This window comes from Pseudomonas sp. Y5-11, from assembly GCF_022368695.1.
GTDB lineage: Bacteria > Pseudomonadota > Gammaproteobacteria > Pseudomonadales > Pseudomonadaceae > Aquipseudomonas > Aquipseudomonas parakoreensis.
In genome coordinates this window covers 4,735,091-4,750,375 of sequence record NZ_CP058974.1, presented here as the reverse complement: position 1 = coordinate 4,750,375, position 15,285 = coordinate 4,735,091, and the positions used below count along the sequence as shown (strand labels likewise).

General features: G+C 66.3%; 15 protein-coding genes and 1 pseudogene. 15 read left to right on the top strand and 1 reads right to left on the bottom strand.

Going from position 1 to position 15,285, the window contains the following annotated elements; all coding sequences use genetic code 11:
• Positions 1-32: 32 nt before the first annotated feature.
• Positions 33-941, bottom strand: a complete 909-nt coding sequence (locus HXW87_RS20920) for a LysR family transcriptional regulator (RefSeq protein WP_031643443.1) — start codon at positions 939-941, stop codon at positions 33-35.
• 87 nt (positions 942-1,028) lie between these two features.
• On the opposite strand from HXW87_RS20920, the gene HXW87_RS20915 reads away from it, so the two are divergent.
• The 15 genes and pseudogenes from HXW87_RS20915 to trbG all read left to right on the top strand — a co-directional run bounded on the left by HXW87_RS20915 (position 1,029) and on the right by trbG (position 15,284).
• A complete protein-coding gene (locus HXW87_RS20915; protein WP_239777668.1) occupies positions 1,029-2,162 on the top strand; it encodes an SRPBCC family protein in 1,134 nt (377 codons plus the stop codon).
• Between the two features lies 1 nt (position 2,163).
• Entirely contained in the window at positions 2,164-2,523 is a 360-nt protein-coding gene (locus tag HXW87_RS20910) for a CidA/LrgA family protein (protein ID WP_031643441.1), read from the top strand.
• Entirely contained in the window at positions 2,523-3,218 is a 696-nt protein-coding gene (locus tag HXW87_RS20905; RefSeq protein ID WP_239777667.1) for an LrgB family protein, read from the top strand. Before HXW87_RS20910 ends, HXW87_RS20905 begins: the two co-directional genes overlap by 1 nt.
• Positions 3,219-3,425: 207 nt before the next feature.
• Positions 3,426-4,370, top strand: coding sequence for a LysR family transcriptional regulator (locus HXW87_RS20900; protein ID WP_031643439.1), 945 nt, complete (start codon positions 3,426-3,428; stop codon positions 4,368-4,370).
• On the top strand, positions 4,367-4,630 hold the full coding sequence (locus HXW87_RS20895; protein ID WP_031643437.1) for an EexN family lipoprotein: 264 nt from the start codon (positions 4,367-4,369) through the stop codon (positions 4,628-4,630). Before HXW87_RS20900 ends, HXW87_RS20895 begins: the two co-directional genes overlap by 4 nt.
• A 230-nt stretch (positions 4,631-4,860) precedes the next feature.
• The gene (locus HXW87_RS20890) at positions 4,861-6,858 is read left to right on the top strand and encodes a conjugal transfer protein TraG (RefSeq protein ID WP_031643436.1); all 1,998 of its coding nucleotides are present in this window, start codon (positions 4,861-4,863) and stop codon (positions 6,856-6,858) included.
• Positions 6,855-7,343: a ribbon-helix-helix protein, CopG family gene (locus HXW87_RS20885; protein ID WP_031643435.1), complete on the top strand. Its 489-nt coding sequence runs from the start codon at positions 6,855-6,857 to the stop codon at positions 7,341-7,343. Before HXW87_RS20890 ends, HXW87_RS20885 begins: the two co-directional genes overlap by 4 nt.
• Positions 7,340-8,293, top strand: a pseudogene (trbB, locus tag HXW87_RS20880) (P-type conjugative transfer ATPase TrbB); the annotation flags it as partial. The gene HXW87_RS20885 and the pseudogene trbB, both read left to right, overlap by 4 nt.
• A gap of 47 nt (positions 8,294-8,340) precedes the next feature.
• The gene (locus HXW87_RS20875) at positions 8,341-8,718 is read left to right on the top strand and encodes a TrbC/VirB2 family protein (RefSeq protein WP_031643433.1); all 378 of its coding nucleotides are present in this window, start codon (positions 8,341-8,343) and stop codon (positions 8,716-8,718) included.
• Positions 8,715-8,999, top strand: a complete 285-nt coding sequence (locus HXW87_RS20870; RefSeq protein WP_031643431.1) for a VirB3 family type IV secretion system protein — start codon at positions 8,715-8,717, stop codon at positions 8,997-8,999. The genes HXW87_RS20875 and HXW87_RS20870 overlap by 4 nt, the downstream gene beginning before the upstream one ends.
• Positions 9,000-9,009: 10 nt before the next feature.
• Entirely contained in the window at positions 9,010-11,460 is a 2,451-nt protein-coding gene (gene trbE / locus HXW87_RS20865) for a conjugal transfer protein TrbE (RefSeq protein WP_031643430.1), read from the top strand.
• Entirely contained in the window at positions 11,457-12,194 is a 738-nt protein-coding gene (gene trbJ, locus HXW87_RS20860; protein ID WP_031643429.1) for a P-type conjugative transfer protein TrbJ, read from the top strand. Before trbE ends, trbJ begins: the two co-directional genes overlap by 4 nt.
• Before the next feature lie 10 nt (positions 12,195-12,204).
• Complete coding sequence (gene trbL, locus HXW87_RS20855; protein WP_031643428.1) at positions 12,205-13,581, top strand: P-type conjugative transfer protein TrbL; 1,377 nt, start codon at positions 12,205-12,207, stop codon at positions 13,579-13,581.
• A 12-nt stretch (positions 13,582-13,593) separates the two neighbouring features.
• Entirely contained in the window at positions 13,594-14,298 is a 705-nt protein-coding gene (gene trbF / locus HXW87_RS20850; RefSeq protein WP_031643427.1) for a conjugal transfer protein TrbF, read from the top strand.
• On the top strand, positions 14,295-15,284 hold the full coding sequence (trbG, locus tag HXW87_RS20845) for a P-type conjugative transfer protein TrbG (protein WP_181119332.1): 990 nt from the start codon (positions 14,295-14,297) through the stop codon (positions 15,282-15,284). Before trbF ends, trbG begins: the two co-directional genes overlap by 4 nt.
• Position 15,285 lies beyond the last annotated feature (1 nt).

Here is a 15,285-nt window from a genome sequence, read left to right as displayed (position 1 = left end):
GCACGGTGCATCTTTCAACGGGGGCAGAGCGCTTATCGGCGCTTCATCGTCGAGACAAGCTGCTCCCGCAACCACTTCAACCCGACGGCTACGTCCTGCTGCTTGTGCCAGATCAGGTTCACCTGGACCGGCGCCATGACCAGCGGCAGGGGAAGAATCTGTAGGGAATACTGCTTGGCAAAGTGCTCGGCGAGTCGTCGCGGCACGGTTCCGAGCAGGTGGGAGCGAGAGACCACCGCTGGAATGGCCAGATAGTGCGGCACAAGCAACTGCACCTTCCGTTGCACCTTCGCAGAGCCCAGCACGATCTCCAGTGGCGACCCACGTCCGGCGCGTGGATGAACCGAGACGTGATGGCAATCCTGAAACTGCGACATCGTCAATCGTCCCTTGATCTTGGGATGATTTGAACAGGCGATGACGGCGAGTTCTTCTTCGCTCAGCGGCTGGTACCGCAGATCGTCGTTGTTGAAGTGCAGGTAGTCGATGGCCAGATCCAGCTCGCCGGTCTCCAGACGTTTTACGAGGGTGTCTGCATCGTCCGACTGGACGGAGAGCACCAGTCGAGGCGCCATCGCATGCAGTTTAGACAGCACCTCCGGCAGAAACACGGCCTGCGCGTAGTCGTTCATCGACACCCGAAACATCAGGTCGCTTTCGACATCGACCTCTTCCTGCGGACCCAGCCCGATACGCAGCAGATGCAATGCCTGACGCACCGGCCCATAGAGGGTCTGCGCCTGCGGGGTAGGCACCATTCCGCGTGATGTGCGCTGGAACAACGGCTCGCCCAACTGCTCGCGCAAGCGGGCCAGGGCATTGCTGACCGTTGACTGGCTCAAGTGCAAGCGCGTAGCGGCTCGCGTCAGGTTCTGCTCCTGCATCAGCGCATCGAATACCAGCAGCAGATTCAGGTCGATCTGTCGTAAATTCGTTATCATGAATAAAGGTCATTTTTAATATCCATTAGACAAATAATGTGACGCCCCCTATCGTCCTGTCAACTCCTCGACAGGATGGGCAAGCACATGCAATTCGATACGACCAGCTTTCGCGCGCGGTATCGCGCGCAGATCAATCCCCGCTACAGCGCCTGGCTGCATGGCGGCTTTGTTCTTCTGTTCGGCGCGCTCTGCATCGGATTTCTCTGGAGCCGTGCCGAGAACGTGCAGCCCTGGGAGTGGCTGGCGGTGCCGCTGGCGCTGATCCTCCAGAACTGGGGCGAATACATGGTTCACCAGCACCTGGGCCACTTCAAACACCGCTTCAGCAAGATGTTCTACCAGCGCCATACCGGCGACCACCACAGCTTCTTCGCTTACGGACAGATGAGCTACGAGCGCGCCCAGGATTGGCGGGTCATCTTTTTCCCGGCATGGCTGATCGTCGTGTTTGCGGCGGCCAACCTGGCGAGCTACTGGGTGCTGAGTCATTGGAATACCAATGTTGCGGCCCTTTTCAGCGGATCGATGCTGCTCGGATATCTCGCCTACGAAATTCTCCATGCCTGCGAACACCTGCCGGAACAGCATCCCATCTCGAAGCTGCCGTGGGTGCGCCACATGCGCCGGCTGCACGAGCTGCACCATGCCCGTGACTTGATGCAGACGTTCAACTTCAACGTGGTGTTCCCGCTCTGGGACTGGATTTACGGGACGCTCTACTGGGAAAACGAAGGCCACATCGAAGATCGCAAGAAGATGACCTCGATGCAGCACCACATCGACATCCGCCGGTCGCCGGAGCAGGTGCTGGGCTATCTCAGTACCCCGACTCGCTGGCACGAATGGCACCACTACCCGGTGGCGATCAAAGGCCCTTCCGGCTCGCTGCCTGCCGGTGCCGAGTTTGCATACACCGGCGGCCGCGCGGGCCATCTGCTGTGGGATGTCATCGAATACGTGCCGGGGCATCGCTGGCAGGCGCGGGCGCGTGGCAGATACGGCCTGATGATGTTCGTGACCTACGAGTGCAAACCGATGGGAACGATGACCCGATTCACGCGCACGCTGGAGTATCGCTTTTCCCACCTGATCGGACGTCTGGCCAACCACCTCTTTCTGCGCAAGCGGATCGAGAAGGACTCCGCAGACCTGCTGGATAACCTCAGCACCGTGGCCGAGAAGGTGATTCCTGCGTCCTCAGCTTCTTCGCCCCGCTAGCATGCTGCTCCGTGGCCTGACTTGGTTGGTGCTGTTTCAGTTGATCGGCACCGCACTCAATGTCCTGATCTTGCCCATGCTGCCCGGTCCGATCATCGGCATGCTGCTGATGTTCGCTTTCCTCCGGATTCGTGGCGAAGTGGGGCAGCCGATCAGCGAAGCGGCCACCGCTCTGTTGCGTTACCTGCCTCTACTGCTGGTGCCGCCCGCCGTAGGGGTCATGGTCTACACCCGACAGATCGCCGCTGACTTCTGGGCCTTGGCAGGAGCCCTGGGTCTGTCGTTGCTGATCTCGCTGGTGTTCGCGGGCTGGCTGATGCAGCGGCTGATTGAACGTCAGTCGCAACGGAGCGAAAGCTGATGGTTTGGCATGGGCAAGAGGCGCTGCACGCCGTCGTGCATCACCCTCTATTCGGCGTGGGCATCACGCTAGGTGTCTACCAGATGGCACAGGCCGCTTACGAACGCACCCGGTCGATGTTCCTGCAACCCGTGCTGGTTTCGATGATCGTGGTGATCGGATTACTGCTGCTGGCGGGGCTCAGCTATGAAGAGTATCGCGACAGCGCCTTTGTGCTCACGGTGCTGCTGGGGCCGACCACGGTAGCGCTGGCCGTGCCGCTGTATCTCAACTTGCAGCGTATCCGCCAACTGTTCTGGCCGATCCTGATCACGTTGGCGGCGGCAGGTACTGTCGCGACGGCGCTGGGCGTGGGCCTGGCTTGGGCATTCGGCGCTGATCACGTCATGTTGATGACGCTTGCGCCCAAGTCCGTGACCTCGCCCATCGCCATGCTGGTGGCCGAACAGATTGGAGGCGTGGCCGCACTTGCCGCCGTATTCGTTCTGATCACTGGCGTGATCGGTGCCATGTGCGGCCCTGAGCTGCTGCGTCGCTTCGGCATCCATCATCCGGCGGCGCAGGGCATCGCGCTGGGGATCACCGCCCATGCGGTGGGGACCGGCCGGGCCTTGCAGGAGAGTGAGGAATGCGGTGCGTTCGCGGCGGTGGCTCTGCCCATCGCGGTGATCTGGATTTGCGGATCACCGCAGTGATTTCCGTGCCGTTCAATGTTCACCCGCTGGCCCATGCCGAGAGCATGGGTATTTCTTCTTCGGGGCTGGTGGGCTTCGTCAGGCCGTATGGGGGCGAGCGCTGATGGTTGATTTCGATGCAGGAGAAGCTGAGGCGCCCGAGTAGAAAGCATGCCGGATGTGGGCGGTTCTCTTGGTTGCCGGTGATTCAACGATGGGAACTACTGGATGGAACTACGCCACTTGCGATGCTTCCTCGCGGTTGCCGAGGAACTGCACTTTGCCCGCGCAGCCGAACGCTTGCACATTGAGCAGTCACCACTGTCACGCGCCATCAAGGAGCTGGAAGAAGACTTGGGCGTCAAGCTGTTCATACGAACCACCCGCAGTACGCGGCTGACTCGTGCGGGCACACTGTTCCTCACCCATGTGCCGCGCATCTTCGCAGCCTTGCAGCAGGCACGGGACAGCATGAGGGCTGCGGCCAACGGTTTTCACGGCCAACTACGCATCGCCCTGTCCGACGGACTCACGCCATCACGCCTGCCCACCCTGCTGGCGCTGTGTCGGCAGGAGGAACCCGAAGTCGAAATCCGCCTGTTCGAGACGCCGCTGTCACAACAGATCAAAGGGCTGCATGACGACCTGTACGACGTGGGCTTCGCACAGTCCGACGAGGTGGGTGATGGCATCGTCGCGGAGCCGGTGTGGAGTGATCCGCTGATGGTGGCCGTGCCCGCACGGCATCCGCTGCTCGCTCACAAGCGCATCCCGTTGGACGAAGTGTTGCGCTATCCGCTGGTGCTGTGTGATCCCCAAGTGTACGAAGGCTATGCGCGACAGGTGGCGCGCGTGCTGCGCCGCGCGGAGCGCGAGCCGTTGATTGCCGAACAGGTGGCGTCGTTCGACTTGATGATGGCGCTGGTGTCGGCGGGATTGGCCCTGGGGCTGGCCGGCTCATCGCACATCATCGTCTGCCGAGACTCGGGCATCGTGGCAAGGCCATTGGCCGGACGTTCGCCCATGCTCACGACCTATCTGCTGCGACTGGTCGGCGAACCTTCGGAAACCCTGACCCGCTTCATCGAGAGGGTTCATTCCATCCAGTCGCCCGAGGGCAGCAAGCCCGCCACGCCCCATCAGTCCGACACTGCGGAGGAATTCGAGCCATGAAGAAGATCATGCCGTTTCTGTTTGCCCTGGCGCTCACCGCCTGCGGCCAGTCCGAAACACCGGCGCCGGCCGCATTGCCCACAGTCGAAGCGCTCGCGGCCGATCCCGAACGGCTGAAGGAGCTTCGCCAACAATGCAGGCTCGATCGCGCCGCGCTGAGCGACGAGCTGTGCAACCGCGTGGCCGAGGCGACGCGCAAGCGCTTCTTCGGTGACGGAACCGTGCCCTATACACCGCCCGAGACGCCGCCGAAGTTCTGATCGCAGCCCTGGCGGTTTCGATCTTGAATTTTTCTCAACACGCCGCAACGCGCTCGCGCTTGCTGCGCTTTCTCTGTTTCCGCCCCCGCATGAATTGATGTTTTCCAAGCGAGTTTTGTCCCGATAACGGTCTTTGACCGGCACCGACCCGGCACTGATTCTCGACCTTGCGGCACGCATGTGTGCCGTTTTCGCCGAGGCATCAGCGCAGGAGAAGTCGGAGGCCGTAAATGCAAGGGACGAACGTGCTGTTCGGGCAGATCGCCGCCGTATTCGGCATCGTGATCGCCGGCGTGTGGACCGCCACACAATGGACAGCCGCCGCCCTGGGCTATCAAGTACGCCTTGGCTCGCCCTGGTTCGATTTCTTCGGCACGCCGGTCTACCACCCATGGCGCTTGTTCGAGTGGTGGTTCTTCTTTGACGCCTACGCGCCCCACATCTTCGCCAAGGGCGGCGCCATCGCTGGCGCGAGCGGCCTGGTGGCGGTAGTGGTGGCCATCGCCATGTCGGTATGGCGCTCGCGGCAGGCGCGCCGCGTCACCACCTACGGTTCGGCGCGCTGGGCCGCCGGCGCGGAAATCATCAAGGCCGGGCTGATGGGCCTGGCGGGCGTGTTTCTCGGCCTGTTCGACGGGCGCTACCTGCGCCACGCCGGGCCGGAGCATGTGCTGGCCTTCGCGCCCACCCGCAGCGGCAAGGGCGTGGGCCTGGTGGTGCCCACCTTGCTGACGTGGCCGGCATCAGCCGTGATCCACGACATCAAGGGCGAGAACTGGAAGCTCACCGCCGGCTGGCGTTCGCGCTTTTCGCACTGCCTGCTGTTCAACCCCACCGACGCGAAGTCGGCCGCCTACAACCCGCTGCTGGAGGTACGGCGCGGCGCGCATGAAGTGCGCGACGTGCAGAACATCGCGGACATTCTGGTTGATCCCGAAGGCGCGCTGGAAAAGCGCAACCACTGGGAGAAGACCAGCCACGCGCTGCTGGTCGGCGCCATCCTGCATGTGCTCTACGCCGGCGAGGACAAGACGCTGCGCGGCGTCGCCAACTTCCTCAGTGATCCCGCGTGCCCGTTTGAAGTCACGCTGCACCGGATGATGACGACGCATCACCTGGGCGATGCGCCGCATCCGGTGGTCGCGTCCGCCGCGCGCGAAGTGCTCAACAAGAGCGACAACGAGCGCTCGGGTGTATTGAGCACCGCCATGTCTTTCCTCGGCCTGTACCGCGATCCCACGGTGGCCGAAGTGACCTCGCGCTGCGACTGGCGCATCGCCGACCTGATTTCGGCGAAGCATCCGGTGTCACTGTACCTGGTGGTGCCGCCTTCGGATATTTCGCGCACCAAGCCGCTGGTGCGTTTGATCCTCAACCAGATCGGCCGGCGACTCACCGAATCGCTCGATGGCAGCGACGGCATTCCACGCCGCCATGAACTGCTGCTGATGCTCGACGAGTTCCCGGCATTGGGCCGGCTCGACTTCTTCGAGTCCGCCTTGGCCTTCATGGCGGGCTACGGCCTGCGCGCCTTCCTGATCGCGCAGTCGCTCAACCAGATCGACAAAGCCTACGGCCAGAACCATTCGATTCTGGACAACTGCCATGTGCGCGTGACCTTCGCCACCAACGACGAGCGCACGGCGAAACGCATCTCCGAAACCCTGGGCACCGCCACCGAGCTGCGCGCGCAGCGCAATTACGCCGGCCACCGGCTCGCACCCTGGCTCGGCCACCTGATGGTGTCGCGTCAGGAGACGGCACGGCCGCTGCTCACGCCCGGCGAGGTGATGCAGCTTCCGCCCGACGAGGCGGTGGTGATGGTGTCCGGCCATCCGCCGATCAGAGCGCGGAAGCTGCGCTACTACACCGACGCCAACTTCCAGCGCCGCATCCTGCCGCCGCCCGTGCTGGTGCAGGGCCGCTATACGGATGCTCCAGCGGTCCGGCCGGACGACTGGAGCACCTTGGCGGTTCCCGCCATACCCGTTGCGCCTGCTGTCGCAGCCGCTGGGCTCGACGACCCCGACGACGGCGGCCCGCGCCGCCAGCCCGAGCTGTCCGACGCCGTGGCCTACAGCGCCGAACCCGAGCACGCGGCCAGTGACCTGGCGCTGCTTGATGACGAAGACGACCTGCCGCTTCCCCTGCCATCCCAGCTCGACCCGCGCCTGACGCGCGCGGCGCGGCTGGCCGCCCTCGATCCCAACGACGGAATCCAGCTATGAGCCATCTTCATTCCCGCCATCGCCTGAACCTGTTCATCGAGCGCGACCACGCCAAGCGCCTGGACGAGCTGGCCGCCAAGAAAGGCGTGTCCAAGTCGTCCATCGTTGCGGCAGCGCTGGCGTCCTGGCTGTCGCCGGACGCGGCCGACCAGCGCGAGGCGGCCATCGCCAAACGCCTCGATCGCCTGTCGCGCCAGTTCGAGAAGCTGGAGCGCGACCAGAACATCCTGATCGAGACGCTGGCGCTGTTCGTGCGCTACTACCTCACCGTCAGTACGCCGCTGCCGGAGGCGCATCAGGAGGCGGCGAAGGCGCAGGGCAAGGCGCGCTTCGAGCAGTTCATCGAACAGCTCGGCCGCCACCTGCTGCGCGGGCGCAGCCTGGTGCGTGAGGTGGTCGAGGAGATCCAGCCCGACGTGCAGCGGCTGGACGAGGCGGCGGCGCTGGCCGAGGCGCAGGAGCGTGCGAGGGAGACGGCCTTATGAACGAGCTATCTTCCGCCGCCACGTCGCTGGACCGACGCATCCGCATGTTGCGCACGGCGATGGGGCCGCTGATCGCCGCCGCGCTGGAAGACCCGGACGTGGTGGAGGTGATGCTGAACCCGGACGGCGCGCTGTGGCTCGACCGGCTGTCGTCGGGGCGTGCGGCCACTGGCGAGTCGCTGTCCGCCGCCGATGGCGAACGCATCATCCGCCTGGTGGCCGCGCACGTCGGCACGGAGGTGCATCGCGGCCAACCGCTGCTGACCGCCGAACTGCCGGAAACCGGCGAGCGCTTCGAGGGCATCTTGCCGCCGGCGGCGCCAGGCCCGGCCTTCGCCCTGCGCAAGCGCGCCGTGGGCGTGATCGGCCTAGCCGACTATGTGAGCGACGGCATTCTGTCCGAGCCGCAGGCCGCGTTTCTGCGCCGCGCGGTGCGCGAGCGTCAGAACATCCTGATCGCCGGTGGCACCAGTACCGGCAAGACCACGCTGGCCAATGCGCTGCTGGCCGAGATCGCCGATACCGGCGACCGCGTGCTGGTGCTCGAAGACACGGTGGAGTTGCAGTGCGCGGCGCGCGACCACGTGCCGCTGCGCACCCGCGCCGGCGTGGTGTCGATGACCGAGCTGGTGCGCGCCACCATGCGCCTGCGCCCCGACCGGGTGATCGTTGGCGAGGTGCGCGGCGGTGAAGCACTGGACCTCATCAAAGTGTGGGGCACCGGCCACCCCGGCGGCATCGCCACGTTGCACGCCAGCTCCGCCCACGGCGCGCTCTTGCGCCTGGAGCAACTGATTCTCGAAGTCGCCCTGACCCCGCCGCGCGCGCTGATCGCCGAGGCGGTGAACGTGATCGTGTTCATCGCCGGACGCGGCCGTGCCCGGCATGTGCAGACCGTCGCCCGCGTGAGCGGCTTCGACGGCCACGGCTACCAGCTCGACGACGCACTGGCACAGCCACTTCCTTCCCCGTCCTCAACCCACCCTGGAGAACTGCCATGACGCCTTCTCATGCTTTGCGCATTTCCGTAAATCCGCCTTTCCACGTTTCCCGCCTTGCGCGCCTGGCCGGGCCGACGCAACAGGGACTGCTGCTGGCGCTCGTATTCCTGCTGATGGCCGGCACGGCGCACGCGGCCGGTTCCTCGATGCCCTGGGAAGGACCGCTGCAAGCCATCCTCGAATCCATCCAGGGGCCGGTGGCGCGCATCGTCGCGGTCATCATCATCATTGCCACCGGGTTGGCGCTGGCCTTCGGCGATACCAGCGGCGGCTTCCGCAAGCTGATCCAGATCGTCTTCGGCCTGTCTATCGCGTTCGCAGCGTCCTCGTTCTTCCTGTCGTTCTTCAGCTTCTCCGGCGGGGCCGTCGTATGAGCGCGCCCGATGAGTTCGCCGACGGTTTCGCCAGTGGTTTCGAGGTGCCGCTGCATCGCTCGCTGACCGAGCCGGTCCTGCTGGGCGGTGCGCCGCGCACCGTGGCAATCGCCAACGGCACGCTGGCCGCTGCCGTGGGCCTGGGTCTGCAACTGTGGATTCCGGGCCTGGTGCTGTGGATCGTCGGCCATTCATTGGCGGTGTGGGGCGCACGGCTGGACCCGCAATTCATGCAGGTGTTCGCTCGGCACATCAAGCACAAGCCGCTGCTGGACGTGTGAGGGCGCCGCCATGTTGAACCTCACCGAATACCGCCAGCGTCCCGCACTGCTCGCCGACTGGCTGCCCTGGGCCGGGCTGGTGGCGCCCGGCGTGGTGCTCAACAAGGACGGCTCGTTCCAGCGCACCGCGCGCTTTCGTGGCCCGGACCTGGACAGCGCGACGCAGGGCGAGCTGATCGCCACGTCGGCGCGGCTCAACAACGCACTGCGCCGCCTGGGTTCGGGCTGGGCCTTGTTCGTGGAGGCCGAGCGGTTGGCGGCGGCCGACTATCCGCAGTCCGACTTTCCCGAGCCGCTGTCCTGGCTGGTGGACGAAGAGCGCCGTGCGACCTTCGAGGAAGACGGCAGCCACTTCGAGAGCGGCTACCACCTGACGCTGCTGTACCTGCCGCCGGAGGAATCCCACGCGCGCGCCGCCAAGCTGCTCTACGAGAACACGCCGCAGCGCGGGGTGGACTGGCGCGAGCGGCTGGCCGCCTTCGTCGCGGAGACGGATCGCTTCTTCGACCTGCTCGACGGCGTGATGCCGGAGATTGCCTGGCTCGACGACGGCGAGACGCTGACCTACCTGCACGCGACCATTTCCACGCGGCGCTACCGCGTCGGGGTGCCAGAGGTGCCGTTCCACCTCGATGCGCTGCTGGCCGACTGCCCGCTGGTCGGCGGCCTGGCGCCGATGCTGGGCGATGCGCACCTGCGCGTGGTGTCGGTGCGCGGCTTCCCGACCTCGACCTGGCCGGGGCTGCTGGACGATTTGAACCGCCTGGGCTTTGCCTACCGCTGGAGCACGCGCTTCCTGTGCATGGACAAAGCCGAGGCCGAGCGTGAACTGGGCCGCCTGCGCCGGCAGTGGTTCGCCAAGCGCAAGAACGTGGTGGCGCTGCTGCGCGAAACGATCTTCCAGCAGGAAAGCCCGCTGGTGGACACCGACGCCAGCAACAAGGCCGTCGATGCCGACGCGGCCTTGCAGGAGCTGGGTGGCGATCAGGTGGCCTTCGGCTATGTGACGGCGACCGTGACGGTGCTGGACGCCGACCCGGCCGTGGCCGACGAGAAGCTGCGCATGATCGAGCGCGTCATCCAGGGTCGCGGCTTCGTCACCATTCCGGAAACACTCAACGCCGTGGATGCCTGGCTGTCTTCGGTTCCGGGCAACGCCTACGCCAATGTGCGCCAGCCGATCATTTCCACGCTGAACCTCGCGCACCTGATGCCGGTGTCGGCAGTGTGGGCCGGGCCGGAGCGCAACGACCACCTCGACGGCCCGCCGCTGATCGTCACGCGCACCGACGGCGCGACGCCTTTCCGGCTGGTGACGCACATCGGCGACGTGGGCCACACGCTGGTGGCCGGCCCCACCGGCATGGGCAAGTCGGTGCTGCTCGCCACGCTGGCGATGCAGTTCCGACGCTATCCCGGCGCGCGCATCTTCGCCTTCGACATGGGGCGTTCGATGCGCGCCACCATCCTGGGCCTGGGCGGCGAGCACTACGACTTGGGCACGGATGGCGACATCGCGTTCCAGCCGCTGGCGCGCATCGACCAGGAGGGCTACCGCGCCTGGGCGGCCGAATGGCTGGAAGGCCGGGCGCAGCAGGAGGGTGCCACCATCGGCCCCGACGAGAAGGCCGCCATCTGGTCGGCGCTGCAAAGCCTCGCCGGCGCGCCGGTGGAACAGCGCACGCTGACCGGATTTTCAGTGCTGTTGCAGAACAACGCGCTGCGCCAGGCGCTCGCGCCCTACGTGCTCGGCGGCGCGCACGGCAAGCTGCTGGACGCCGACCACGACCGGCTCGGCACCGCCGATGTGCAGGGCTTCGAGATGGAGGAACTGATGGCCAGCCGCGCCGCCGTGCTGGCAGTGCTGGGCTATCTGTTCGCGCGCTTCGATGAGCGTTTCGACGGCGCGCCCACGCTGTTGATCCTCGACGAAGCCTGGCTGTTCCTCGACGACCCGGTGTTCGCGGCGCGCATCCGCCAGTGGCTCAAGACTCTGCGCAAGAAGAACGTCAGCGTGGTCTTCGCCACGCAGTCGCTTGCCGACATCAAGGATTCCAGCATCGCACCGGCCATCGTGGAGAGCTGCGCGAGCCGCATCTTCCTGCCCAACCCGCAGGCCACCGAGCCGCAGATTCGCACGATCTACCAGGGCTTCGGGCTCAACGCCCGGCAGATCGAGATCGTCGCCACCGCGCAGCCCAAGCGCGATTACTACTACCAGTCGCGCCTCGGCAACCGCCTGTTCGACCTCGACCTGGGGCCGGTCGTGCTGGCGTTCGCCGGCGCCTCGACGCCGCAGGATCAGCGCGACATGGACCGTGTATTGCGCGAGGCCGGCCACGCCGACTTCGCCAGTGTCTGGCTGCGCCATCGCGGCCTCGATTGGGCGGCCGAGCTGCTGCCGTCCGCGCCCGCCGCATCCCCGTTCTTATCCCCCCAATCACAGGAGAACCTGTCATGAAAACCCGTGTGCTTTCCGTTTCGCTCGCCGCCGTGCTGGCGGGCTCGCTGCTGGTCGTGCAACCCGCGACGGCGTTCACCGTCATCGACCCGACCAACCTGATCCAGAACACGCTGACCGCGATCCGCACGCTGGAGCAGATCAACAACCAGGTGCGCCAGCTCCAGAACGAGGCGCAGATGCTCATCAATCAGGCGCGCAATCTGGCTGGCCTCGACTACAACGTGGTCAACCGGCTGCGCTCGACGCTGGCGACCACCGAACGCCTAATCGCAGAGGCGCAGGGCCTGGCCTACGACGTGGCGCACATGGATCAGGAGTTCGCGCGGCTGTACCCGCACGAGTACGCCGCCAGCGTCAGCGGCGACCGCATGGCGCAGGATGCGCGCGAGCGCTGGCGCCACACGCTCGACGGCCTGCACACAGCGATGCGCGTGCAGGCGCAGGTGTCGCAGAACCTCAGCGAAGACGAGAGCGTGCTGGCCGATCTGGTCGCCCAGAGCCAGTCGGCCGGTGGCGCGCTGCAAGCCATGCAGGCGACCAACCAACTGCTGGCCTTGCAGGCCAAGCAGGCGATCCAGGCGCAGCAGCTCCAGTTGACGCAGGACCGTGCCGCATCGCTGGAGCTGGCGCGCCAGGCGGCGGCCACCGAGCGCGCCCGCGAGGTGCGGCGGCGCTTCCTCGGCGAGGGCACGCCGTACACGCCGCAGCCCGTGCGCTTCTACGGCAACTGAGGAAAGCGTGATGGACGACGTGGCGGTGATCGACCGATTCCTTGGTGTTTTCTCCACCTACATCGACTCGGGGTTCGGACTGCTGGGCGGTGAGATCGCCTTTCTCACCGCCACCCTGATCGTGATCGACATGACCCTGGCCGGTTTGTACTGGGCCATGAGCCACGCCACCGGCCAGGGTGACGACGTGATCGCCAAGCTGCTGCGCAAGGTGCTCTACGTCGGCGCCTTCGCCTACATCCTCAGCAACTTCAACCTGCTGGCGGGCATCGTCTTCCGCTCGTTCGCCGGGCTGGGGCTGATGGCTTCGGGCTCGACGATTTCGGAAACCGAGTTCCTGCAACCCGGCCGGCTGGCGAAGGTGGGCATCGACGCCGCCGAGCCGATCATGGAGCAGATCGGCGACATGACGGGCTTTCCCGGCGTGTTCGTGAACCTCGATGCCATCATGGTGCTGTTCCTGGCCTGGCTGGTGGTGATCCTCACCTTCTTCATCCTGGCGGTGCAGCTTTTCATCACGCTGATCGAGTTCAAGCTGACCACGCTCGCCGGCTTCGTGCTGGTGCCGTTCGCCTTGTGGAACAAGACCGCGTTCCTAGCCGAGAAGGTCTTGGGCAACGTGGTGTCGTCGGGCATCAAGGTGCTGGTGCTGGCGGTGATCGTCGGCATCGGCACCGGCCTGTTCGCCGAGTTCCAGACCGTGCCCGATGAACCGTCCATCGACCACGCGCTGGTGGTGATGCTCGCCTCGTTGGCGATGCTGGCGCTGGGGATCTTCGGGCCGGGCATCGCCACCGGGCTGATTTCCGGCGGCCCGCAACTTGGCGCGGGTGCGATGGCCGGTGCCGCGCTCGGCGTGGCCGGCACTGCCGTTGCGGCGGGCGCGGTGGCCACGGGCGTGGGCGGTGCCGTCGTCGCCGGTGCGCGCATGGCGCCCGGCGCTGCCCGCATGGTCGCCGGCGGTGCGCGCTCGATGGCATCCACCGCCAGCAGTGCGAAGTCCGCCTTCCAGGCGGGTTCCGCTGGCGCTGGTGGTGGCCTCAAGGGTGCAGCGGCCGGGCTAGGCAACGTCGCCCGCACGGGCGCGCAGTCGGTCGGCCAGAAGGTCGCCGCCGGTGCCCGCTCGCTGAAAGAGCGGGCCGCCTCTGCCATGCAGCCCGAAGCCGCCACCTCGACGGCTGGGGCGGGCGGCGGCGCTGCTGCCTCGACCGCCCAGGGCGGTGCGGACGCCACGTCCGACAGTACCTCGCAACCGGCCTGGGCCAAGCGCCTGCAACGCCGCCAGCAGCTTTCCCATGCCGCCACCACCGTTGCGCACACGCTGCGCGGTGGCGACGGCGGCGGCGCGGGCAGCGGCCCCAGCCTGCGCGATCCCTCGAATTCATAAGGAGAACTTGCCATGCGATTCAAACGACCGCAGGTGCGCTATGCCGAATCGCCGCAGCCGGCCACGCCGTACCAGAGCGCCGAACAGGTGTGGGACGAGCGCATCGGCTCGCCCCGCGTGCAGGCGAAGAACTGGCGGCTGATGGCCTTCGGTTGCCTGACGCTCGCGCTGCTGATGGCCGGCGGCCTGGTGTGGCGCTCGGCGCAATCCATCGTCACACCTTATGTGGTGGAAGTGGATCACGGTGGGCAGGTGCGCGCTGTCGGCGAGGCGGCCACGCCGTACCGCCCCAACGACGCGCAGATCGCGCACCACCTGGCGCGCTTCGTCACGCTGGTGCGCTCGCTGTCCATCGACCCTATCGTCGTCCGGCAGAACTGGCTGGACGCCTACGACTACACCACCGACCGCGGCGCGGCGGTGCTCAACGACTACGCGCGGGCCAACGATCCCTTCGCGCGCATCGGCCGGGAAACGGTGACGGTGGAGATCAACAGCGTCGTGCGCGCCAGCGATGCGTCGTTCCAGATTCGCTGGACCGAGCGCCGCTACGTCAACGGCGCGGCGGCGGGCATCGAGCGCTGGACGGCGGTGGTGTCCATCGTGCTGCAACTCCCCCGCACCGAGGCGCGGTTGCGCCGCAATCCCCTGGGCATCTACGTCAACGGCCTGTCGTGGAGCCGCGAACTCGATTCGACCGAAGGAGGCAGGCCATGAAAACGTCTTTCCGCTTTTACGCTGTTGCAGTGGTCGCCATTGCGCTGACCGGCTGTGCCACACCGCGCAAGCCGCCGACCATCACCCTCGACGAGCCGGTGCAGGCGCAGCCGCTGCCTGAACTGCCCAAGCCGGTGGAGGTGGTCGCGGTGCCCGAACCTTTGCCGCTGCCGGGGCAGTTGATGCCGTTGCCCGAGACGGTGGAGCCGCCACCGACGCCCGAGCCCACGGACGAGCGCGTGCGCGTGTCCCGCGCCAACGCGGAGGCGCGCGTCGCCCCCACGCGCGAGGGCTACGTCAACGCGATTCAGGTCTGGCCCTTCACCGACGGCGCGCTGTACCAGGTCTATGCCAGTCCGGGCCGGGTGACGGTGATTGCCTTGCAGCCCGGCGAGGAGCTGGTGACGGTCGCCGCCGGCGACACCGTGCGCTGGATCGTCGGCGACACGGCCAGCGGCGGCGGTGACGAGCTGCGCGTCAATGTGCTGGTGAAGCCGATCCGCTCGGGCCTCAAAACCAATCTGGTCATCACCACCAGCCGCCGCACCTACCTGATCGAGCTGACCTCGACTGAGAAGGCGTGGATGGCCTCGGTGTCCTGGGACTACCCGAGGGACCGGATGCTGTCCTTGCAGCGCCAGGCGCAGGCGGCCAGCGTCGCCGCGCCGCTCGATACGGGCCTGTCGCTGGAAAACATCCGCTTCCGCTACGCGATCAGCGGCAGCAATGCGCCGTGGAAGCCGCTGCGCGCCTTCGACGATGGCGAGAAGGTCTATATCCAGTTTCCCGCCGGCATCGCCCAGGGCGAGCTGCCGCCGCTGTTCGTGATCGGCGCGCAGGGCGACGGGCAACTGGTGAACTACCGCTTCCGCTCGCCGTACTACATCGTGGACCGGCTGTTCGGTGCGGCTGAACTGCGTCTGGGCGGCAAGAAGGGCGACATCGTGCGCATCGAACGTACCGATGGCGTCACGCGGGGGAACTGAC